Origin of the sequence: Stenotrophomonas sp. SMYL8 (genome assembly GCF_036320065.1) — a bacterium.
GTDB classification, from domain to species: Bacteria; Pseudomonadota; Gammaproteobacteria; order Xanthomonadales; family Xanthomonadaceae; genus Stenotrophomonas; species Stenotrophomonas maltophilia_A.
On record NZ_JAWIRR010000003.1, the window covers coordinates 18,051 to 40,707 of the forward strand.

Annotated in this window: 16 protein-coding genes and 1 tRNA gene; 4 read left to right on the forward strand and 13 right to left on the reverse strand. The window is 65.2% G+C overall.

Going from position 1 to position 22,657, the window contains the following annotated elements; translation table 11 throughout:
- The 3 genes from V3B25_RS03800 to V3B25_RS03810 form a co-directional block, all read right to left on the reverse strand.
- Window positions 1–2,934, reverse strand: coding sequence for a TonB-dependent receptor (locus V3B25_RS03800; RefSeq protein ID WP_329810135.1), 2,934 nt, complete (start codon window positions 2,932–2,934; stop codon window positions 1–3).
- 141 nt (window positions 2,935–3,075) lie between these two features.
- On the reverse strand, window positions 3,076–4,098 hold the full coding sequence (locus V3B25_RS03805) for a FecR domain-containing protein (protein ID WP_107432332.1): 1,023 nt from the start codon (window positions 4,096–4,098) through the stop codon (window positions 3,076–3,078).
- Window positions 4,095–4,610: a sigma-70 family RNA polymerase sigma factor gene (locus V3B25_RS03810; protein ID WP_329810136.1), complete on the reverse strand. Its 516-nt coding sequence runs from the start codon at window positions 4,608–4,610 to the stop codon at window positions 4,095–4,097. Before V3B25_RS03810 ends, V3B25_RS03805 begins: the two co-directional genes overlap by 4 nt.
- A 138-nt stretch (window positions 4,611–4,748) precedes the next feature.
- On the opposite strand from V3B25_RS03810, the gene V3B25_RS03815 reads away from it, so the two are divergent.
- Window positions 4,749–5,048 carry a hypothetical protein gene (locus tag V3B25_RS03815; RefSeq protein WP_201118721.1) on the forward strand — a complete coding sequence of 100 codons (300 nt, stop codon included), beginning with the start codon at window positions 4,749–4,751 and terminating at the stop codon, window positions 5,046–5,048.
- A 244-nt stretch (window positions 5,049–5,292) separates the two neighbouring features.
- Window positions 5,293–7,965: a pyruvate dehydrogenase (acetyl-transferring), homodimeric type gene (gene aceE / locus V3B25_RS03820; RefSeq protein ID WP_329810137.1), complete on the forward strand. Its 2,673-nt coding sequence runs from the start codon at window positions 5,293–5,295 to the stop codon at window positions 7,963–7,965.
- Between the two features lie 51 nt (window positions 7,966–8,016).
- On the opposite strand, the gene V3B25_RS03825 is transcribed toward aceE, so the two are convergent.
- From V3B25_RS03825 to V3B25_RS03835, 3 genes are all read right to left on the reverse strand, one after another.
- Entirely contained in the window at window positions 8,017–8,499 is a 483-nt protein-coding gene (locus V3B25_RS03825; protein WP_049422682.1) for a hypothetical protein, read from the reverse strand.
- A 122-nt stretch (window positions 8,500–8,621) separates the two neighbouring features.
- Window positions 8,622–10,793: a TonB-dependent siderophore receptor gene (locus tag V3B25_RS03830; RefSeq protein WP_329810138.1), complete on the reverse strand. Its 2,172-nt coding sequence runs from the start codon at window positions 10,791–10,793 to the stop codon at window positions 8,622–8,624.
- 111 nt (window positions 10,794–10,904) lie between these two features.
- Window positions 10,905–11,843, reverse strand: coding sequence for an AraC family transcriptional regulator (locus V3B25_RS03835; RefSeq protein ID WP_049422688.1), 939 nt, complete (start codon window positions 11,841–11,843; stop codon window positions 10,905–10,907).
- Window positions 11,844–11,982: 139 nt separating this feature from the next.
- On the opposite strand from V3B25_RS03835, the gene V3B25_RS03840 reads away from it, so the two are divergent.
- Both V3B25_RS03840 and V3B25_RS03845 read left to right on the forward strand, forming a co-directional pair.
- On the forward strand, window positions 11,983–14,313 hold the full coding sequence (locus tag V3B25_RS03840) for a TonB-dependent receptor (RefSeq protein WP_329810139.1): 2,331 nt from the start codon (window positions 11,983–11,985) through the stop codon (window positions 14,311–14,313).
- A 121-nt stretch (window positions 14,314–14,434) separates the two neighbouring features.
- Window positions 14,435–14,896, forward strand: coding sequence for a DUF4189 domain-containing protein (locus V3B25_RS03845; RefSeq protein ID WP_329810140.1), 462 nt, complete (start codon window positions 14,435–14,437; stop codon window positions 14,894–14,896).
- Between the two features lie 84 nt (window positions 14,897–14,980).
- Here the strand turns inward: V3B25_RS03845 and V3B25_RS03850 are convergent.
- The 7 genes from V3B25_RS03850 to ubiB all read right to left on the reverse strand — a co-directional run bounded on the left by V3B25_RS03850 (window position 14,981) and on the right by ubiB (window position 22,635).
- Window positions 14,981–15,073: transfer RNA gene (locus tag V3B25_RS03850), tRNA-Ser, on the reverse strand.
- Between the two features lie 78 nt (window positions 15,074–15,151).
- The gene (gene csrA / locus V3B25_RS03855) at window positions 15,152–15,355 is read right to left on the reverse strand and encodes a carbon storage regulator CsrA (RefSeq protein ID WP_004152909.1); all 204 of its coding nucleotides are present in this window, start codon (window positions 15,353–15,355) and stop codon (window positions 15,152–15,154) included.
- Between the two features lie 147 nt (window positions 15,356–15,502).
- Window positions 15,503–18,151 carry an alanine--tRNA ligase gene (gene alaS, locus V3B25_RS03860; RefSeq protein WP_201118714.1) on the reverse strand — a complete coding sequence of 883 codons (2,649 nt, stop codon included), beginning with the start codon at window positions 18,149–18,151 and terminating at the stop codon, window positions 15,503–15,505.
- Window positions 18,152–18,260: 109 nt separating this feature from the next.
- The gene (recX, locus tag V3B25_RS03865) at window positions 18,261–18,752 is read right to left on the reverse strand and encodes a recombination regulator RecX (RefSeq protein WP_005409024.1); all 492 of its coding nucleotides are present in this window, start codon (window positions 18,750–18,752) and stop codon (window positions 18,261–18,263) included.
- A 110-nt stretch (window positions 18,753–18,862) separates the two neighbouring features.
- On the reverse strand, window positions 18,863–19,900 hold the full coding sequence (gene recA / locus V3B25_RS03870) for a recombinase RecA (protein ID WP_005412937.1): 1,038 nt from the start codon (window positions 19,898–19,900) through the stop codon (window positions 18,863–18,865).
- 204 nt (window positions 19,901–20,104) lie between these two features.
- Entirely contained in the window at window positions 20,105–20,740 is a 636-nt protein-coding gene (gene lexA / locus V3B25_RS03875; protein WP_005412936.1) for a transcriptional repressor LexA, read from the reverse strand.
- Window positions 20,741–20,952: 212 nt separating this feature from the next.
- On the reverse strand, window positions 20,953–22,635 hold the full coding sequence (gene ubiB, locus V3B25_RS03880) for a 2-polyprenylphenol 6-hydroxylase (RefSeq protein WP_107432346.1): 1,683 nt from the start codon (window positions 22,633–22,635) through the stop codon (window positions 20,953–20,955).
- Window positions 22,636–22,657: the final 22 nt, after the last annotated feature.

Here is a 22,657-nt window from a genome sequence, read left to right on the forward strand (position 1 = left end):
TCAGTTGTAGATGATGTGGAAGTAGAAGAAGCGGCCGTAGTCGTCGATCTCGGTGCGGAAGCGCCCGTTCGGGCCGGTGCTGTAGGTCGGCTGGGTGTTGAACAGGTTCTTGGCCTCGTACTTCAGCGTCACGTGCTTGCTGACCTTGTGGCTGAAGCCCATGTTGAAGGTCATGTACGGGTCGTAGTACGAATCCAGCCACTGGGTATCGCCAAAGTCGACCAGCATCCGGCTGCGGTAGGTACCGGACAGGCGCAGCTGTGCGCTCTTCCACGGCATGCGCCAGATCACCGACCCATTGAGCGACCAGTCCGGCTGGTACAGCAGGCGGTCCAGGCGGCGTTCGGTGCCATCACTGATGCGGTAGTTGGTCTGGCCTTCCAGCCGCGTGGCGTTGAAGTACATGTCGAAGCGCTGGCGGCCCCACTGCAGGTTGCGATTGGCGACCGCGAACTCGACGCCGCGCAGCTTGGACTCATCGGTGTTCATCGGCTGGGTGACCCGGTAGCGCGTGTCACCCACGTTCTCGAAGGTGGTCAGGGTGTAGATGTCGTCCTTGATCACCTTGTCGAACAGCGCAATCGAGACCAGGCCGTTATTGCCATTGAAGTACAGGTCCCACGCCAGGTCGATGTTGGTGGAACGGCGCGGCTGCAGGTTGGCGTTGCCCTGCTTGATGGTGCAGAAGCCCCTGCCCTCCTCGTCATCACCACAGCTGGTGCTGGTGGCCTGGGCGATGTTGCTGGGTGTCGGCCGGCCCAGCGTTCGGCTGGCGGAGAAGCGCAGGCGCTGGTCCTCGCTCAACTTGAACGTCGCATTCAATGAAGGCAGCAGGTTGTTGTAGCCACCGCTCGTATTGCGGAAGGCAGAGGTATAGGTGGTGCCGCCATCATCGCTGAATGGGCTGTAGGCATCGAAGCGGGTGTGGTCGTAGCGCAGGCCGCCGATCAGCAGCAGTCGGTCCCAGGCGTAGTGTGCGGACACGTAGGCATTGGTGATGTCCTCCACGTACTTGTAGTCGCTGGTGAAGTTGGCATTTGGATACGCCGCATTGTTGTTGCCCAGTTTCGGCAGCAGTTCCTCGTTCCACTTGCGGTTGTCGATCAGCGGGAAGCCCGGCACGCTGCCCAGCAGCGTCGAACCCGGATACAGGTAATCGTTGAGCGTGGCACTGCTCTTGAAGTAGTCGAAGTCGATGTCCTGCCAGATCTTCAGATGGCGGTATTCGGCGCCGGCGGCCAGGCCGAAGCCACGCGCATCGGCGTCGACGTTGTAGCTGAAGTCGGCACGCAGGTTGTCGATGCTCTCCTTGGCGTCGCGCGGCGAGACATAGGCCTGCGCCGGGTTCAGCTTGAACGCCGAGCTGGTCAACAGGCTGGAGTCGGAAACCGCCACTGCGTTCGGGAAACCGTGGCTGTCGTTCTCGTAGTCGACGAACAGATTGCTTGGGTAGGCGCGCACACCCCAGTAGACCTGGTTGTTGTGGAAGGTCTCTTCGGTATGGCCGCCACGCAGGGTCAGCCGCGAGCGATCACCGATATCCCAGTTGAAGCTGGCGATGGCGCCCCGGTTGCTGCGGTCCCAGCGGTCGTGGCGGTTCTTGATGTAGATGCTGTTGATCTGGGTGGTGCCACTGTCTTCGGTCTGGTTGCGGATCGGAAACTTGGCGTTGCCGTACAGATCGGTCTTGTTCATCGTCGAGTTCTCGTAGAACCGGTACGAGTACAGCAGCAACGATGCGTAGAAAGGATCGTCCGATGGCTTCCATTCCAGCTTGGCCGAGCCACCGAAGTTGGTGATGAAGTTGGTATAGGTGCCGGTGCTGAAGTTGCCCGGCGCACGCAGCCCGTTCCAGCCCTTGGCCTCGTCCGGCCCCGTGGTACCGTCGGTGAGGTACTTGCCGGCGTCGTTGTAGTAGTAGTTCGACTCCACCCAGCGCTTGACGCTGTTGCGCGAACGCTGCTCATAGCGCGCTACCGCAACAAGGCCGAATTCCTGGTCGGCACCGAACTGGTTGGAGAACACCATCTTGGCGCTCTTGCCGAAATGCCCCAGGGTCTCGTGGTTGCCACCGGCACTGCGCTCGACATTGGTCTCGGCCGTGGAGTAGATACCAGCCACATCGGCGAACACGTACTTGCCGGAACGGTCGAAGGCACTGCGGCTGATGATGTCGATCACGCCGCCGATCGCATCCGGCGCCTGCTCTGCGCTGAAGCTCTTGTAGATGTCGGTGCGGGTGCCGATGTCGCTGGGAATCAGCTGCAGGTTGTTCATGCGCTCACCCGAGCCACTGCCACCCACGCTGGCAATCGCGATGCCGTCGATGGTGGTGTAGTTGAGGTTGGCCTGCACGCCACGCACCGTCACGTAACGGGGCTCACCGGCATCCTCCACGGCACTCAGACCCGGCGCGGCCATCAGGCTCTCGGCCAGTGTCTCGTCGCCGTAGCTGTCCATCTCGTCGTAGACCACCGAATCCTTGATCACCGGCGAGGTCTTCTTCTGGTCGATCACCTCATGCGCAGCAATCACCTTCACCGTGCCCAGGGTCGGCGCCACCACCGCTTCGGCCTCGCGCGGCTTCGGCGCGGCCGGCTTCGGTTCGTTGTGTGCCGGCGCAGGATCAATGGCGATGACGTTGCCATCCACCACGGTGTAGCCCAGGCCGGTCCCTGCCAGCAGCGCGTCCAGCGCCTGCTTGACGGTGGCACCGCGCGGCACCGCCCCGGCCATGTGCGCTTCACCACTGCCCGAATACAGGAACTGCACGCCGGAACTGCGCGACAACTGCTCCAGCGCGCGCGCCAGCGGCTGCGCCGCGATCGGCGCCGAAACGCGGGCCTCGAGGCCATCGGCAGTGGCCGCAGCCGCCAGCGGCATGCTGCAGGGAGACAGGGCGAGGATGATCGACAGGTAGAGCGTGTTGCGCATCACGGGTCCTTGGAAGAGAGAAAGCAGCAGGTGCCGCTGCGTGACTCGGCAGCGGCTTCTCCCAAGTAAGAGCCCGCATCCACCGAAGTGGAGAACGCGGATTTGATGAATTTTTTCTGACAACGCACGGCCATGTCGACCTCAGCGACTGCCAACCCGCACGGTGTCGCCTTCTCGCCGCACCACGAAGCGCGGGTCGCGCTCGAGGAAGGCCTGCAGCGCACCGATGCGATGCGCGTCCAGGCTGCCGGACAACCGCGCCGACGCCGCACCTTCATCCAGCACCCGCACCTGCACCTGGTTGTGGCGGTTGAAGGCGGCGGCCACCTCATCCAGCCGCTCGTCCAGGAAAGAGACCTTGCGTTGCTGCCAGTCCAGCAGCATCGACAACGGCACATCCAACGACTCGACCGCATGGCTGCGCGCGTCGACCTGCACCACCTGGCCTTTACCCAGTTGTGCAAGACGCCGCGCATCCGCACCGTGGCTCCACACTTCCACCTCGCCGGAAACCACACCGATGCGGGTGCCCTGCAGCCGTCGCGACACATCGAACACCGTGCCGATATCGCGGATCTGCAACCCGTTCACCTGCACTTCGAACGGGCGCCGATCGCGTGCGATGTCGAACGTCGCCTCGCCCTGCAGCAGTTCCGCCTTGCGGCTGAACCCGCCCATGCGCACCCGCAGGCGGCTGTCCGCGTTGAGCCGCACCTGGGTCTGGTCGGGCAGCACCAGGTCGCGAATTTCTCCATGTCCGGCGCTGTAAAGCTGCTCGGTAGGCATCAGCTGCGGTACCAGGCCCACGCCGAGCAGGGCGATACAGGCTGCGGCAGCCGCCACCCACCAACGCGTGCGACGGCTGTGCGGCGCACTGCGCAGCGGGGCCTGTGCGTGTCCGAACAGCGGCACGACCTTGGCAGCGGCCTGCTGTGGCGGCACCGAGGCCTCTTCAGCCAATGCCGATTGCAGCGCCTCACCAACCTGCCGGTGCAGTGCGAGCGCGTGCATATAGGCGCGCACATGCTCCGGCGAGCGCTTCATCCAGTCCAGCAACGCAACCCGCTCGGCTTCGCCCAGCACGCCCTCGCGATTGCGCTGGAACCAGTCCATGGCCTCGCTGGCGATCACGTCGTCGGCCGCACCCGATGGATTCCGTTTCATGTGAGCTCCCTGGCGCCCAGCGCCTTCCTGCAGGCGTCCAGCCCCTTGCCGATATGCTTGCGCACCATGTGCACCGAGACCTGCAGCTGCTGGCTGATTGCCGGGCAGTCCAGCCCGTCGCGATAATGCAGCTCCATCACCCGCCGCGTGGTCGCCGGCAGCCGTGCGATGGTGCTGCGGATATCGCTCCAGCGCTGCGCGCGCTCGAGTTCGCCTTCGATGTCTTCTTCGCTCTTCAACACTTCGGCCAGGAGGTCGACGTCCTCCAGCGGCGGCAGCGACGAACGCGCGCGCGCGTGCTCCCGTGCAAGATTGGCGGCCACGGTGAACAGGTAGGCTTCCGGGTTCTCGACCGCGTCGGCATGCTCACCGGTGCTGCGCAGCAGCCGCAGGTAAACCTCCTGCGCCAGATCCTCGGCATCTTCGCTGGCAGAACCCCGGCGCAGGAAGAAGCCGCGCAGCAGCTGCCGCCGCAGCGCATAGCTCTTCTCCCAGATCCTCACGCTGTTCACGGCCGGCCAACCACCCCAAGGCTGGAAAGCCCCGCAGGGTGACGGCCATCGATGACAGTGGCGTTTCAACTGCCGGCACGCAGCCGCTAGAATGCCGCCCCTGCAGTTTCCAGCAGCCGGCACAAGGAGTGCCCCGCAATGAACGCCCGCACCGCCATCAACACCCTCAGCAGCCTGCTGTTCCTGCTGCTGGTCGCCCACACCACCGCCTACCAGCAGCAGATGTGGCCGCCCAGCCGTGTCGTCCACGTGCATCCGGTGGTCGTCGCCCTCGCCTACGCGCTGGGCCTGCTCACCCTGCTGCTGTGGATCGGAGGACGCCGCTTGCCGGAACGCTGCCAGCAGCTCTCAGGCTGGCTGCCGATCGTGGCCTGGTGCCTGCTGGGGGTTGGTGTGGCGGTCATCCCGATGTTCTTCCCGGACCTGTCCCCGGCCTGATCAGCGGCCGCACCCAGCACGCCCGCCCATGATACGGCGCGCCGTGCCAACCCTTGCTTGCCAGAGACCCAAGCCGGGCCCGCCTATCGAAGCCGGGTGGCCGGGCCTACGCTTGTCTTCTCGGCGGCCGCCACGGTCGCCCTTCGCGTCACGGCCCCGCCGTTGCGACCCCGCTCCAGTGCTGTGCGCCCTGCCGGTGTTGTCGCCCAGGCAGACGTCCGACCGGCGCCCTCTGGAGACAGTCATGAACCAAGCGCTCATTCCCTTCGATACCGATCCGCTGGAAACCCGCGAGTGGCGTGAATCACTGGAAGCGGTGATGCAGGCCGGTGGCCGGCCGCGCGCGCACTACCTGATCGACCAGCTCAGCGAGCTGGACGCCCAGCAGCATGGCGACCTGCATACCCGTGCCTGGACCGCCTACGTCAACACCATCCCGCCCGAGCGCCAGCCGGCCTATCCGGGTGACCTGGCCATCGAGCGCCGCCTGAACGCGATGATCCGCTGGAACGCGATGGTGATGGTGCTGCGTGCCGGCAAGCATTCCAACGTCGGTGGCCACATCGCCACCTACCAGTCGGCGGCAGTACTGTACGACGTGGGCTTCGATCATTTCTTCCGAGGCCGCACCGACACCTTCGACGGCGACATGATCTACATCCAGGGCCACTCCGCGCCGGGCATCTATGGCCGCGCGTACGTGGAAGGCCGCATCGATCCGGCGCGCATGGACAACTTCCGCCGTGAAGCCGGGCGCGAAGGCCTGTCCTCGTATCCACACCCGCGATTGATGCCGGAGTTCTGGCAGTTCCCCACCGTGTCGATGGGGCTGGGCCCGCTGACCGCCGCCTACCAGGCGCGCTACATGCGTTACCTGGAATACCGCGGCCTGAAAGAACACCAGGGCCGCAAGGTCTGGGCCTTCCTCGGCGACGGCGAGATGGACCAGCCCGAGTCGCTGGCGGCGATCTCGCTGGCCGGCCGCGAGCGGCTGGACAACATCGTGTTCGTGGTGAACTGCAACCTGCAGCGCTTGGACGGTCCGGTGCGTGGCAACGCCAAGGTCATCCAGGAACTGGAAGGCACCTTCCGCGCCGCTGGCTGGAACGTGATCAAGCTGATCTGGGGCAGCGGCTGGGACGACCTGCTGGCCCGCGACCACAGCGGCCTGCTGCGCCAGCGCATGATGGAATGCGTGGACGGCGACTACCAGACCTTCAAGTCGCAGAACGGTGCCTACGTGCGCGAGCACTTCTTCGGTCGTTACCCCGAACTGCTGGAGCTGGTCGCGCACATGAGCGACGACGACATCTGGGCGCTGGCACGTGGTGGCCATGATCCGCAGAAGGTGTTCGCTGCCTATCAGCAGGCAGTGAACACCAGCGGCCGGCCCACCGTGATCCTGGCCAAGACGGTCAAGGGTTTCGGCATGGGTGAAGCCGGTGAAGGCCAGAACATCAACCACCAGCTGAAGAAGATGAGCGCCGACGCGGTGCGCGCCTTCCGTGACCGCTTCAACCTGCCGGTCAGCGACGACCAGCTGGAGGACATGCCGTACCTGCGCCCGGAACCGGGCAGCGCCGAGGCGGCCTACTTCGCCGAGCGCCGCTGCATCCAGGGCGGGCAGCTGCCGGCGCGCCTGGCCAAGGTCGATCCGCTGCCGCTGCCGCCGCTGTCGATCTTCAATACCCAGCTGCAGGGCAGCGGCGATCGCGGACAGTCCACCACCATGGGCTTCGTGCGCATTCTCACCAGCCTGCTGAAGGACCCGGAGCTGGGCAAGCTGGTCATACCGATCGTGCCCGATGAATCGCGCACCTTCGGCATGGAAGGCCTGTTCCGCCAGATCGGCATCCACTCCTACCTGGGCCAGCTGTATACCCCGCAGGATGCCGGCCAGCTGAGCTACTACAAGGAAGCCAAGGACGGCCAGATCCTGCAGGAAGGCATCAACGAATCCGGCGCGATCTGCTCGTGGATCGCCGCCGGCACCGCCTACAGCAACCACGGCCTGGCGACGATCCCGTTTTACATCTTCTACTCGATGTTCGGCCTGCAGCGCGTCGGTGACCTGGCCTGGGCCGCCGCCGATGCGCGCACCCGTGGATTCCTGCTGGGTGCCACCTCCGGCCGCACCACGCTGATGGGCGAAGGCCTGCAGCATGACGACGGCCACAGCCACGTGCTGTCGTCGGTCATCCCGAGCTGCGTATCCTACGACCCGACCTACAACTACGAGCTGGCGGTGATCATCCACGACGGCCTGCGCCGCATGTACGTCGAGCAGGAAGACATCTACTACTACATCACCGTACTCAACGAGAACTATCCGCAGCCGGCGCTGCCCGAGGGCGCCGAGGCCGGCATCCTGAAGGGCCTGTACCTGCTGCACCCGGCGGCCGCCGACAGCGACTCGCAGCCACGCGTGCAGCTGATGGGCAGCGGTTCGATCCTGCGCGAAGTGGAAGCCGCGGCAGAACTGCTGCAGCAGGACTTCGGCATCGCCAGCGATGTGTGGAGCGCGACCAGCCTGACCGAACTGCGCCGCGATGGCCTGGCCGCCGAGCGCTGGAACCTGCTGCATCCGGCCGAGGAGCCCCGCGTGCCCTACCTGCAGCAGTGCCTGCAGGGCCATGAAGGCCCGGTGGTGGTGGCCACCGACTACATGAAGATCGTCGGCGACCAGATCCGTCCCTTCATCAACGACCGCCGCTTCACCGCACTCGGTACCGATGGCTTCGGGCGCTCCGACACGCGTGAGTCGCTGCGCACGTTCTTCGAAGTGGATCGCCACTTCATCGTGCTGGCCGCCCTGAAGTCGCTGGCCGACGAAGGCCGCATCGAGCGCGCGCGGATGCAGGACGCCATCGACAAGTACGGCATCGACACCGGCAAGCGCGACCCGGCTGCGGTGTAAGGCTGCTGCATTCACCACGCCCGTTCTACGGGCGTGGTGCCGGCGGCAACGCTAGGGCATCCGCTTGAACAGATTGGTCTGCAGGATCGGCGTACCGTCGTGGCCGTAGAACGCCTTGGTCTCGGTCATCGTCGAGCGGTCGGCTGCGACGGTATAGATACGGGTGGAGGCCGGCGTGCCGTGGTCCACCAGCTGCATCACCAGGGTGTTCGGCGCTGGCAGTTTCAGGTTGGCCTTGTCTGCGCCATAGGTGCCGGACAAGGGCCCCGGCGTGCCATCCAGCGCCAGCGTGCCGTCGGACTTCATGGTCTTGCCGTCGTGCAGGACGATGTCCACGTGTGAACTCCAACGCCCCGCACCGGCGTCCTTGAACTCCAGCACCACGTGCTTCGGGCGCTGCGCTTCGGGTAGCGCGGACGTGGCGATATCCAGCGACCAGCGCCCCAACAGCGGCGAAGGAGATGCCTCCATTGCCAGCGCCGGAACGGCAGGAAGTGAAAGCGCAGACAACAACACAGCGGACAACAGCTTCATACGTTGCTCCGTTCCCGTGAAGAGGATGCTGCGTGAAGCACTGTGGGGCGCAGCATCCGGATCCTGCACAGCATCGGCGCCCCGCACAAGGCAGGGCGCTGAACGGAGGGCAACGCCGTGCCTTAATAGCCAACCTTCACAGTGAACATCACGTTTCGCGGCGCGCCGTACCAGCCCTGGTTGTAGAAGCCGATCTGCGAGTAATAGTGGCGGTCGAACAGATTGTTGATGTTGACCGCCGCCGACACGTTGGAACTGAACTGGTAGCGCGCCATCAGGTTGACCAGTGCGTAGCTGGGCTGCTCCACCGGCAACCGGCGATTCCCTGGCGCGGTGGCGGTCTGGTACATGCGGTTCTGCCAGTCCACGCCACCGCCGATCGTCAGCCGATCCCAGGCACCGGGCAGGCGCCAGGTGGTGAACAGCTTGAACAGGCTGCGCGGCTTGGCGGTATTGATCGCCCGGCCCTGCGCGTCCTGCGCGATGAAGGTGGTGAAGCTGGTGCCCAGGCTCCAGCCCGGCAGCGGCTCGCCGGCCAGCTCCAGTTCCAGGCCATCCACGGTTGCGCCCTTCACCGCGCGATAGGCCGCCTGCGAGCTGCCTTCGACCAGCCCGCCGGTGGCCTCCGCCAGGTTGTCCTGCTGGGTGCGGAACAGCGCCGCTGACGCGTTCAAACGCTCCTGCAGCCAGCTGCCCTTGAGACCCAGCTCGTAACTGCGGCCGCTGACCGGATCGAGGATCTGCCCGGATTCGTTGCGGTTGTTCTGCGGCTTGAAGATGCCGGTGTAGCTGGCGTACACGCTGCTGTAGCCGTTGAGGTCCCAGACCACGCCGGCATACGGTACGAACTCGTTGCGGTAGCGGTACTTGCGCTTGGTGCCAAAGTAGACCTGGTCGGTCTCCCAGTTGCTCATGCGGCCACCGACGATCACGTGCAGCGGATCGGCCAGCGACAGCCGCGCCACCGCGTAGGCACCGCCCTGATGGTTGTCCAGGTCATCGGCCTGGGTCTTGCTGCTGGCCCACGTCGGCTCCGGCGTGCCCGGCCCGTGCCAGTCCAGATAGCTGGCCAGCGGCGGCAGCGGCGCCAGCGCGCGATACTGGCCGAGCGCGATCTCGTCACGCGAACGCGACCAGCCGATGGACGCAGTGTGCTGGCGGCCGAACAGCTGGAACGGACCGGTCAGGCTGGCGCTGATCGCTTCGCGGCGCACCGGACCGTCGTAGCGGGTAAAGCTGTTGCCATTGGGCATGGCACCAGTGACCGGGTCGGGATAGCCACCGCGATAGAGATGCTTCATCTCCATGTCGGTATGCGATCGGCTGTAGGAGACGCGCGCCTGCCAGTCGTTACCGAAGCGATGGTTGAAATCGAAGAAGCCGTTGCGGGTATCGGTGCTCATCCGTGCCCACGGCGCGGTGGCTGATACCGAGCGGTCGAAGCGGGTACGCGTGCCATCGGCGTTGAACAGCGCGAAGCCGCTGCCGAAGCCACGGTTGTCGTTGCCCTGGTAGGAGATGCCGGCGATCAACCCGGTGTCCTCGCCCAAGTCCACGCTGACCACGCCGTAGAGCGTCTTCGCCGTACTGTCCAGGCCAGCGGTGTAGCTGTCGCCCTCTGCCTGCGCGGCCACCAGGCGACCACGCACACGCCCTTCCCGGCTCAGCGGGCTGGACACATCCGCCCACGCGCGCCGTGCGTCCCAGCTGCCGAGGCTGATGCCACCACTGGCAGCGAACTCGCGCAGCGGGCGCTTGCGCACGTAGTTCACTGCCGCCGAGGGATTGCCGGCGCCGGTCATCAGGCCGTTGGCGCCGCGCACGATCTCGATGCGGTCATACACCACCATGTCCAGGTTGTTCTCGCCGAAATTCCACGGCGACAGCACCGGCATCACCACGCCATCGAACTGGTAGTTGTCGATGTCGAAGCCGCGTGCGGAGAACGAGTAGCGGTTGGCGTCGCTGCGCGTGACCGAGATGCCAGGTGCGGTCGCCAAGGCATCGGCGGTGCTGAGCAGGCCACGGTCCTCGATCTGCTGGCGGGTGACCACGCTGACGGATTGCGGGGTCTGCCGCGAGGTCAGCGACAGTCCGGTCGCCGTGCCCATCGAGTCGGTGGTGTAGGAACGCGACGTTTCGGTGCTGCCATCGAGGTCGGCCGTGACCTGCACGGTTGGAAGCTGGGAAGGCGTTACGGACGGAGTGCGTTCGGCGGCGTGGGCAGCGTTGAACAGCGCCAGGGTCGTGCCGATGGCGCTAGCCAGGGCACACGGGCGGAAACAGGCAGGCATGGGAGATCCAGCGGGAAGGAAAGGCTGGATGAGAATTATTGTCATTTGAGCGTGACCGTACGTATGCGCGGACGCAGCAGGCGTATGCGCACTGCCGACGGTGGTCCGGACTCAGCGAAGCTCGCTGGGCGCGATGCCGTAGCGCGCGCGGAATGCGGTCGCGAAATTGGTGGCGTGCCGGTAGCCGACGAAATGTGCGGCCTGCTGCACGCTGCAGCCCTGCCGCAGCTGCTCGCAGGCCAGCTGCAGGCGCCGCTCGCGCAGCCAGGCGAACACCGAACACCGGTGCACCTGCTGGAACTTCAGCCGCAGGCTGCTCGGGCTCATGCAGGCCAGACGCGCCAGATCCTCCAGGCTGTGGTCAGCCGCAGGTGATGCCTGCAGGCAGTCGATCACCCGTTGCAGCATGCGGCGATCACGTGCTGAAACACGCTGGTCCGGCGATGCCTCCTGGGCAGGCGCACCCAACGCCATCGCCAGCATCTGCAGGCCCACACCCTCGCACAGCAGCGCATGCATTGCGCCCTGCCAGGTCCCCGACAGCAACTGTTCGGCGGCATGTTCAAGATGCGCGGGTACCTGCCAGCTGTGCAGCCGCCGGCGACCATGGCGATGCGCCTGCAACAGCAGTTCGCTGATCACCGGATCATCCATCTCGGCCGGTGCATCCAGCGAGACATTCAGACTGCGCATCCGTTGACCGGCCGGATGAATCGCAGTCATCGGCGTGGCATCGGCCAACACCATCGCGCCGGCGCCGCGGTTCATGCCGATCACAGCCTGCCCTTCCAGGCGTGCTCCGGCACGACCTTCCAGCATCACGATCGCAGCGAACGGCGGGGGTGCCTCCGAAGTCGCCTCGAACGGCTGATGCGCGACCACGTCCGACAGCGCCAGGCTGATGCCAGGGCGCAAGCAGCGCTGTTCCACCCTGCCCTCGACCACGCACAGCGCGCCCGAATCGGCGGCGGACGCGAGTGCTGGCAGCCGATAGCGGAAACCACTGCTGCGGCCCAAGCGGTCGAGGTCGGCGAGGGTGAGGCTGTGCATGGTGCGCCCGTGAAGAATCACCCGCCATTCTCATATGAGAACCGTTCTCATATCCAGCCCTGGTGGCAAGGCCCAATCCGCCCTTGTTGATACAAAGAGTTACGTTATAACATTTCACCTCAACTTCACGGATCGTGTCATGCGCCGCCATCTCCTTGCTGCAGCCATTCTGTTCGCCGTCCACACCGCCCAGGCCGCGGACGAACCCACCCTCCCCACCCTCCAGGTCCAGGCCACCCAGCCTTCGCGCATCGACAGCCGGGTCACCGTCGACAATCCGCAGGCGCAGAACCGCACCCTCGGCGGCCTGCTCGAACACGTCTCCGGTGTGCAGAGCAGCGCCTTCGGGCCAAACGCGGGCGCTCCGGTCATCCGCAGCCTCAGCGGCAACCGTGTGCAGATCCTGCAGGACGGCCAATCGATTCTGGGCATGAACGCGATCAGCGGTGACATCAATATCCCGTTCGATCCGCTGTTCGTACGCAGCGTCACCGTCAACAAGTCCTCCGACACCGTGCGCTATGGGGGCAATGCGATCGGCGGCAGCGTGGAGATCGACTCGGGCCTGATCTCGCGCAGCATGGAAGACAAGGATCAGTCGATGGAACTGGTCCTGCGCAAGGGCTTCAACGCGGCCGACGCGCAGGGCTTCCGCATGAACTTCAACAACCAGCGCAACATCTCCACCAATCTGCAGGTGTCGCGGCAGCGCATCTCGCACTACGACATCCCCGGCAACAGCAAGGCCAGCGTCTGCAACACCGGGCTGTTCCCGGCAGGCGGGGGCGTCAACTCGGCACTGGCCGACGCCTGCCAGAAAGAGGCGCGCGTCCAGCAGCTCTACAACAAGGCCTCGCAGCCGTACATCGACCAGTTCATGACCGAGAACCCGGACTGGGCCGATGGTGATTTCTCCTTCTACACCAACAATCCGACGTCGGTCTGGCAGCGCCGCACCTACATCAATCCGGTCAACCCGGCCTACGTGCCCGGCACGCCGTCGTATGTGCAGAAGCAGATCAACAACGATGTGACGCCCGACTACCATCACCGGCTGGGCAACAGCTATGCGCGCAACAGTCAGGTGGCCTTCGGCTCGACCCTGTTCTTCGACCGTGGCTACGTGGGTGTCAGCATTGATGCCAAGGACAGCGAGTACGGCGTTCCAGGCTTCTCGATGCAGAACCTGTCGTTCGGTTCCAACTATGCCGATGGCCTGCCGGTGGGCGTGGTGATCAAGCAACAGCGCTACGCGCTGGAAGCCCTGCTGCGTGATCCACTGCCGTGGTTCGAGCGCGCGGAACTCCGTGTTTCCAAGCTGGACAACACCTCAGGCGAGCGGCTGGGCGCCACCAAGGCCAACGACTACGATTTCGAGAGCACGCAGGCCGAGCTGCTGCTCAGCCATCAACGCATCGGCCCGCTCAGCGGCCTGCTCGGTTTCAGCCATCAGTCGCGTGATGTCACCGGCAGCGGCTCGCAGCGCTACCTGCCGGACGTGGACACGCGCAGCAATGCGGTGTTCCTGAAGGAGACGCTGGACTTCGGCTGGGCCACCTTCGATGCAGGCATGCGCCACGAGCGTGTGGATCACGAATTGCAGCCCAGCCGCTTCAAGACCGCGCGCAATGCCGCCAACACCAAACTGCAGGACCGCGACTACCGGCTCAACAGCTACAGCCTGGGTTCGTATGTCGAGCTGGGGCCGATGTTCGCGGCCAAGGTTCGCTACTCGTCTTCGCAACGTGCCCCGGAGATCAACGAGCTGTATGCCAGCAACGCACACTACTCGGTGATGACCCAGGAAGAAGGCAACCAGAATCTGGAACCGGAACGCGCGAAGAACCTGGAACTGACCGGCCTGTTCCATCTCGGCGGTTTCGAGCTATCCGCCACCGCGTACCGGATGAAGTACGAGAATTATCTCTACCTCGGCTACTCCGGCCTGCAGACCGCCAACCGCCTGCCACTGAAGTACTGGAAGCAGACCGACACCACGGTGAAGGGCTTCGAGATCGATGCTTCGCAGGCATTGGACCTGGGCCGCTTCGGCACGTTGAATGTGTCCGCCTTCGCCGACCTGGTGAAGAACAAGGCTGACCATCCCGATTCGCTGCGCGCCCACAATGACGGCGAGTATCTGCCGAACATGCCGACCAACCGCTACGGCGCCAATCTGCAGTGGCAGCGCGAGGGCTGGAAGGCGCAGCTGTCCAGCACCTACTACGACAGGCAGAAGTACCTCGGCCGCAACGTCAGCGAGGAGGTGCCACTGGATGCGTTCAACCTGGTCGACCTGCAGGTCAGCCGCGAACTGCCGGTGCGCAATGCCTACATTGCCAGCATGGAAGTGTTCGTCAATGGCAGCAATCTGCTCAATGAGGAAGCACGACCGCACAACTCGCCGTTGAAGTACATCGCACCGTTGCCCGGGCGTGGCTTCCAGGTGGGTGTGACGGTGAAGCTCTGACAACCGGATGCATCGGTACACGCCTGCAGGCAGACGGCCTGCAGGCGTCGTCCATCGCACCCCCTGCGTGGTTGCACCACGCTCCCCGGTTGATTCACCATCGGCAGAGAAGGAGAGCGTGATGAACTGGAAGCATGCGGTTTCACTGGCACTGTTGTTGTCCGTTTCATCAGGCGCAAGTGCTGCGTCTGCGATCACCTACGACAAGGATGGCCGCTACGGCTATTCGATGAACCAATCTTCCCTCACCACTGCGATGCAGCAGTCGCTGCACTACTGCGCAGCGCGATCACGCAATTGCGGTCACTCCGCCAGCACCAGCAGCGAAGGCTATTCGGCCATAGCGACCGGCACGATTGCGTTGGGCTTTGCACTGGGTGAGAAGACCGCGGACGCCGCGCAGCGGAAGGCCGAAAGAATGTGCAGGGAACGTGCCAACGACTGCACGCTTGCCTTGCTGTGGCGGGAAACCCCACCTCGCTATCTTGAACCGCCACAGCTGCCCGGTGCGCCCGCTCCGGCACCAGCGGCGACGACCGCGCCCATGCCAACGCCTGCCATCCGCACCGATCAGCCAGAATAGCCAGCTCCACGCCGGCTGTACTTTCGAGTGTCGGATAAAGAAAAACGCCTGCAGATCGAGGATCTGCAGGCGCTTCTTTGTATCTGGCGGAGTGAGAGGGATTCGAACCCTCGATAGAGCTTTTGACCCTATACTCCCTTAGCAGGGGAGCCCCTTCGGCCACTCGGGCATCACTCCGGGGTTTTCTCCGCGTCTGGTGCGTTGCACCTCAGCGGGGCGTGAATCATAACGTTAATCGAGTGCGAAGGTAAAGCGTTATTCGGCAGAATTTTCGCTACCGGTGCCACCGGCTTCGTCACCGCGCTGGATGCGCTGATAGATCTCTTCGCGATGCACAGCGACGTCCTTCGGCGCGGTGATGCCGATACGCACCTGGTTACCCTTGACGCCAAGCACGGTGACGCTCACCGAGTCACCGATCATCAGGGTTTCGCCGACGCGGCGAGTCAGGATCAACATTTTTGTAAGTCTCCATGGAACCGTGTGGAAGGGTATCCCCCACCGGCTTGACGCTCCGTCAAGAAGCGCTACCACGACAAAGGGAAAAGATTCGCAATGGTACCGTCAGCCGTCCCGCTCCTACAAGGAGGGGGACGGCCAGGTTCATCACAGGCGGGGGCTGACCCATTCGACGACTGCAGCCAGCGCAGTGGCAAGGGCGGGCCCGTCCTCGCCACCACCCTGGGCGAGGTCCGGGCGTCCGCCGCCCTTGCCCCCGATCTGACCGGCGATATGGGACAACAGTTCCCCGGCCTTGACCTTGCCCATTGCGCTGCCGTTCACACCTGCGACCAGGGCGGCCTTGCCGTCCTGGGCGCCGGCCAGCACGATCACCGCATCGCCCAGCTGCTGCTTCAGGCGGTCCATGGCGTCACGCAGGGCCTTGGCGTCGAAGCCTTCCAGGCGCGCCGCCAGCACCTTCACACCTGCAACCTCGACCGCCTGGCCGGACAGGTCGGCGGTAGCACCGGCGGCAACCTTGGCCTTCACGGCTTCCAGTTCGCGCTCCAGCTGCTTCTGGCGCTGGCCGAGGGCGCGGATCTTCTCGACCACGTCGGCAGCGCTGCCGCCAAGCAGGTCGGCGGCCTCGGCCAGGCGGGCCTCTTCGGCATCCACGTAGTCCAGGGCACCCTGGCCGGTGACCGCCTCGATGCGGCGCACGCCGGCGGAAACACCGCCCTCGGAGGTGATCTTGAACAGGCCGATGTCGCCGGTACGGTTGACGTGGGTGCCACCGCACAGCTCGGTGGAGTAGTCACCCATCTTCAGCACGCGCACGTGCTCACCGTACTTCTCGCCGAACAGGGCCATCGCGCCGAAGTCCAGCGCTTCCTGCATGGCCATGGTGTGCACTTCGGCGGCGTTGTTGGCACGCACCTGCTGGTTGACCTTGCGCTCGATCACCGCCAGCTCTTCCGCGCTGATCGGCTGGAAGTGCGAGAAGTCGAAACGCAGGCGGTCCGGAGCGACCAGCGAGCCCTTCTGCTGCACGTGGGTGCCGAGCACTTCGCGCAGGGCGGCGTGCAGCAGGTGGGTGGCGGAGTGGTTGAGGATGGTGGCGCCACGGCGCTCGCCATCGACCTGGCCGGACAGCACGTCACCAACCTTCAGGCCGCCTTCGGACAGGATGCCGACGTGGCCATGGAACTGGCCGGCGAACTTCTGGGTGTCTTCCACCACCAGGCGCACGCCGTTGCCGGTGAGCACGCCGGTGTCGCCGACCTGGCCGCCGGACTCGGCGTAGAACGGGGTCTGGTTGGTGATCACGATGACCGCATCACCGGCATCGGCCGACTGCACCGGACGACCGTCCTTGAGCAGGGCCAGCACGCTCAGGCCGTCGGCCTGCAGGCGGTCATACCCCAGGAACACGGTCGGGCTGAGGGTCGCCACCAGCTCGGCCGGCAGGGTCACGCCACCACCGAACTTGCCGGCCGCGCGCGCGGTCTCGCGCTGCTGCTCCATCGCGGCGTCGAAGCCGGCAATGTCGACGGTCAGGTCGCGCTCGCGGGCGATGTCCTGGGTCAGGTCGAGCGGGAAGCCATAGGTATCGTACAGGCGGAACGCGTCAACGCCGGGAATCACGCCATTGCTGGCCTTGCCGGCAACGTCTTCGAAGATCTTCATGCCGGCGTCGAGGGTTTCAGCGAAACGCTCTTCTTCGGCCTGCAGCGCACGGGTGACGGTGTCCACCGCCGCCGGCAGTTCCGGATAGGCCTCGCCCATCTGCTCGACCAGGGTCGGCACCAGCTTGCTGAAGAACGGCTGGCGCACACCCAGCATCCAGCCGTGGCGCAGGGCGCGGCGGATGATACGGCGCAGCACGTAGCCGCGGCCTTCGTTGGACGGCAGCACGCCGTCGACGATCAGGAACGAGCAGGCACGGATGTGATCGGCGATCACACGCAGCGACTTGTTTTCCAGGTCGGCGGTGCCGGTCAGCTCGGAGGCCTTGCGGATCAGCGCCTGGAACAGGTCGATCTCATAGTTGGTGTGCACGTGCTGCAGGATCGCCGCCAGGCGCTCCAGGCCCATGCCGGTATCCACGCACGGTGCCGGCAGCGGCACCAGGGTGCCATCCGGCTGGCGGTCGAACTGCATGAACACCAGGTTCCAGATTTCGATGAAGCGGTCGCCGTCCTCATCCGGGGAGCCCGGGGGGCCGCCGGCGATATGGTCACCGTGGTCGTAGAAAATCTCGGTGCAAGGGCCGCACGGACCGGTGTCGGCCATCTGCCAGAAGTTGTCCGAGGCGAACGGTGCGCCCTTGTTGTCGCCGATGCGCACGATGCGCTCTTCCGGCACGCCAACCATGTCGCGCCACAGCGCGTAGGCCTCGTCGTCGGTCTGGTAGACGGTGACCAGCAGGCGCTCGGCCGGCAGCTTCCAGACCTGGGTCAGCAGCTCCCAGGCCCAGGCGATCGCATCCTTCTTGAAGTAGTCGCCGAACGACCAGTTGCCCAGCATTTCGAAGAAGGTGTGGTGGCGTGCGGTGTAGCCGACCTGGTCGAGGTCGTTGTGTTTGCCGCCCGCACGCAGGCAGCGCTGCACGTCGGCCGCGCGCACGTAGCTGCGCTTCTCCGCGCCAAGGAACACGTCCTTGAACTGCACCATGCCGGAGTTGGTGAACAGCAGGGTCGGATCATTGCCCGGCACCAGCGGCGCCGACGGCACGATGGTGTGGCCTTTGCCCTTGAAGAATTCAAGGAAGTCGCTGCGGATCTGGGAAGTCGTGAATTTGGCGGATGCGTTCATTGGGGGCTGGCAGTCTGCGGGCCGGCGGGCCCGGACCACCGGCCGCGTTGGCCAGGGTCGCGAGGGACCGCCGAAAACCTAAAGGGTATCAGGCCCGGCGCCGCCAGTCTCAGTCATCCGGGTCGTAGCGGGTTGCGCGGCGGATGCTGTCGCCGTCGAAGCCCCGTCGGGCCAGCAGATCGGCGGCCTTGCGCCGCTGCGTCAGGTCCTGCGGGCCGGCCTCGCCAAAGCGTCGGCGGACCAGATCACGGGCGTTTTCCTGCCAGTCGCCTTCGTAGCTGTCCATCGCTGCGGCAATCGCGGCACTGTCCAGGCCGTGGGTCCCCAGCTCGGCGCGGACATGGATCGGCCCATAACCGGTGTTGGCGCGCATCCGCACCAGGTTCTCGGCAAAACGGGTGTCGTCCTGCCAGCCGGCCTCGGTCAACTTGGCGACAGCGGCCTGCGCGGCTTCGTCTTCGATGCCACGGGCGGTCAGCTTGCGGGTGAGTTCCTTGCGCGAGTGCTCGCGGCGGACCAGCAGGCCCAGCGCCCGTTGCACGGGGGTCTGCTCACGCGGCCGGCGCTTGCGGCCGGTCGGAATGTCTTCGGCGTCGGACATGGGTACTCCAAGGGTGGCGCCATCCGTGGCGCCCAGCCCATCCCTGGGCGATTCGAACCTGCGGGACAGGGCGACGTCACTGACGGCGCCACCCTGCCCCACAGCAAGCCTTATTCGTCTTCGCCTTCGTCGTCGCCTTCCTCGCGGGCCGCTTCGGCCGGCTGGAATTTCTCGCGCAGCTCGGCCTCGAGCTTGGCGGCGACAGTCGGGTTGTCGCGCAGGTAGCCGCGGGCGTTGTCCTTGCCCTGGCCAATGCGTTCTTCACCGTAGCTGTACCAGGCGCCAGCCTTCTCGACCAGCTTGGCATCCACACCCATGTCGATCAGCTCGCCTTCACGGCTGATGCCTTCGCCATACAGGATCTCGGTGATGACCTGCTTGAACGGAGGTGCCAGCTTGTTCTTGACGACCTTGATCTTGGTCTGGTTACCGATGATCTCGTCACCCTTCTTGATCGCGCCGATACGGCGGATGTCCAGGCGGACCGAGGCGTAGAACTTCAGCGCGTTGCCACCCGTGGTGGTTTCCGGGCTCTGGCCCGGCATCATCACGCCGATCTTCATGCGCAGCTGGTTGATGAAGATCACCAGGGTGTTGGAGCGCTTGATGTTGCCGGTCAGCTTGCGCAGCGCCTGGCTCATCAGGCGCGCCTGCAGGCCTGGCAGCTGGTCGCCCATCTCGCCTTCGATTTCGGCCTTCGGGGTCAGCGCGGCAACCGAGTCGATCACCAGGATGTCGACCGAACCCGAACGGACCAGCATGTCGGCGATTTCCAGCGCCTGCTCACCGGTATCCGGCTGCGACAGCAGCAGGTCGTCCACGTTCACGCCCAGCTTGGCGGCGTAGATCGGGTCCAGCGCGTGCTCGGCGTCGATGAAGGCCGCGGTACCGCCCATCTTCTGGCATTCGGCGATGGCCTGCAGGGTCAAGGTGGTCTTGCCCGAGGATTCCGGCCCGTAGATCTCAACGACACGGCCCTTCGGCAGACCACCAATGCCCAGCGCGATGTCGAGCATCAGCGAACCGGTCGGGATGGCTTCGACGGGTTCGACCACGCGGTCGCCCATGCGCATCACCGAGCCCTTGCCGAACTGCTTTTCGATCTGGCCCAGAGCTGCAGCGAGGGCGCGCTTCTTGTTCTCGTCCATCGGATTGGTCCTTGCAGAGGTCGTGTCGTTGGAGGCGCTGTCTTTGGGGGTCTTCTTTGCCATGGGTTCACTTTAAGTCGGACGTATCGCACAGGCTGAGATTCTGCCCGGCGCTCTGAAAAGAATTATCGGACATCCGTACCAACCTCAGTGGAACCAGAGAATCGCCACAAAAGACCGCGGGGTAATGCGCTATGGAACGGGTCAACGGTTGGGCCGCAGCAGGCCGCAATAGAGGCCCTCGATCGCGAAGTCCTGATCCGGCAGCACCTCGATCGGCTTGTAGTCGGGGTTGCGCGGCAGCAGGCGGATACGATCCTTGGCGATCTTCAGCAGCTTGACCGTGATCTCGTCATCGATGCGGGCCACCACGATCTGCCCGGAATGGGCGTCGCGGGTGCGGTGCACGCCGATCAGGTCACCGTCGAAGATGCCCTCGTCGATCATCGAATCGCCCTGCACCTTCAACAGGTAATCCGGTGCCGGCGAGAAGAACACCCGGTCCAGCACCACGAAGTCGTCCGAGCCGATATCGGCACCGATCGGCAGGCCGGCTGCGACACGGCCCAATACCGGCAGGCGCAGGACGCTGTCGGGCAGGCCCGGCTCGGCCAGCTTCTCGACCGGCGGTGCCTGCACTAGGCGGATGCCGCGGGCCTGACCCGGGATGCGACGGATCGCACCGGCCTGCTCCAGGGCTTCCAGGTGGTACTGGGCCGCGCGCACGCCCTTGAAGCCGAACGCACGTGCGATTTCAGTCTGCGAGGGCGGCGCGCCTTCGCTCTCGATACGCTCGGCGATCAACTGCAGGATCGCCTGCTGGGTGTCGGTCAGGTCCATGGTTAGTAGTATTACTACTAATGAGCGGGACTGCAAGTGCCGGGGGCGACACGGCGACAGCTGTAGTGCCGAGCCCTGCTGGGCGATCGTCGCTGGGCTTGGCCTGGCTGGCAGAGACAAAGGCGGAGCAAAAGCAGCCGACCAGCGGTCGGCTCTACAGGAATCGCGCGGCGATTCCGCGGTTCCCGTTGGGAACCGCTGCGGCAAGCACACTATGTGTGCTTGCCGCTTCTCCAGATCGAAAACAGGATCCAGACGCCGCAGAAGCCGGCGCCGATGAAGCCGCACACGCCCAGCGCCAGCAGCCAGCGGCTGGAGACGCCACCTACACTGTGCATCACGATTGATGAGCCGATGATCAGGGCGGCAGTGACGATGCCCATCACCAGCCGGTTCGCCGCGCGGTTGACCTGCTCGCCGAAGCCCTGCAGCGCCGTGGTTTCCACCTTCAGCTGCAGGCGTCCCCGGCGCGCAGCCTGGACCAGCTTGCGCAGGTCGCGGGGCAGTTCGCCGGCGAAGTCGACCAGGCCCAGCAGGCTGCGGCGGCCGCGCTTGAGCAGGGCCTTGGGCGCATAGCGCTGCAGTACCACCCGTTCCAGGAACGGGCGCGCGGCGCTGGCCATGTCGAAATCCGGGTCCAGCTGCCGCCCCATCCCTTCCAGCGTCAGGAACGCCTTGATCATCAGCGCCAGGTCGGCCGGCAGGGTCAGGCTGTAGCTGCGCAGCAGCTGGGTGATGTCGCCCAGCATCAGACCGATGCGCAGGTCCTTCAGCGGCACGCCACGGTACTGGTCGACGAACTGGCTGATGTCGTGCTGCAGCCGGTTCTCGTCCACTTCCACGCCACCCGCCCAGTCCAGCAGCACGTCGGCCACGCCCTGCGGGTCCTGCTCGACCAGCCCGTGCAGCAGCTGCGCCACCTGGAAACGCCGCACTTCCGACAAGGCGCCGACCATGCCGAAATCAATCACGCCGATGCGGCCATCACGCAGGTAGATGATGTTGCCCGGGTGCGGATCGGCGTGGAAGCTGCCGTCCTCCAGCACCATCTTCAGCACAATGCCGGCGCCACGCCGTGCCAGCTCGCGCCGGTCCAGGCCCGCCGCATCGACGCCGGCCAGGTCTCGGCCAGGAATGCCGTCGACGAAGTCCTGCACGTTCAGGCTCTCGCAGGTCCACTGCCAGTGCACCTTCGGAATCAGTATGTCGTCACGGCCGCTGAAGTTGCGCGCGATGCGCTCGGCATTGCGGCATTCGGCAGCGAAATCCAGCTCGCGGCGCAGCGACACGGTGAACTGCTGCACGACTTCGGCCGGGCGGTAACGACGCAGGTCCGGCAGTCGCGCTTCAACGATCTCGGCGAGGCGGGCCAGCAGACGCAGGTCGGCCTCGACCACATCGCGGATACCCGGGCGCCGCACCTTCAGCACCACCTCGCGACCGTCATGCAGGCGCGCGCGGTGGGCCTGCGCCAGCGAAGCGGCGGCCATCGGGGTTTCATCGAGGAAGGCGAACACTTCTGAAGGCGATGCGCCAAGATCGGCCTCGAGCTGCTCACGGATATCCGCGTACGGCAGCGCCGGTACTGCGTTCTGCAGTTCAGAGAGCTCGGCGATCCATTCCGGCGGCAGCAGGTCGACGCGCGTCGCCAGCACCTGGCCGAGCTTGACGAAGGTCGGGCCGAGATCCTGCATCGCGCTGCGCACGCGCACCGGCGCGGTCATCCGCAGCAGTTCCTGCCGCTCCTCGTTCCAGTGCAGCAGGCGCCCTGCCCGCTCCAGCGTGCTGGCCAGGCCGATGCGCCGCACCACATCGCCGAAGCCATAGCGGATCAGGACGACGGCGATCTCCTGCAGTCGGCCCAGGTCACGGACCGTGCCCAGCGTTTCCCACATCATGCGTGCTCCGGACGATTAC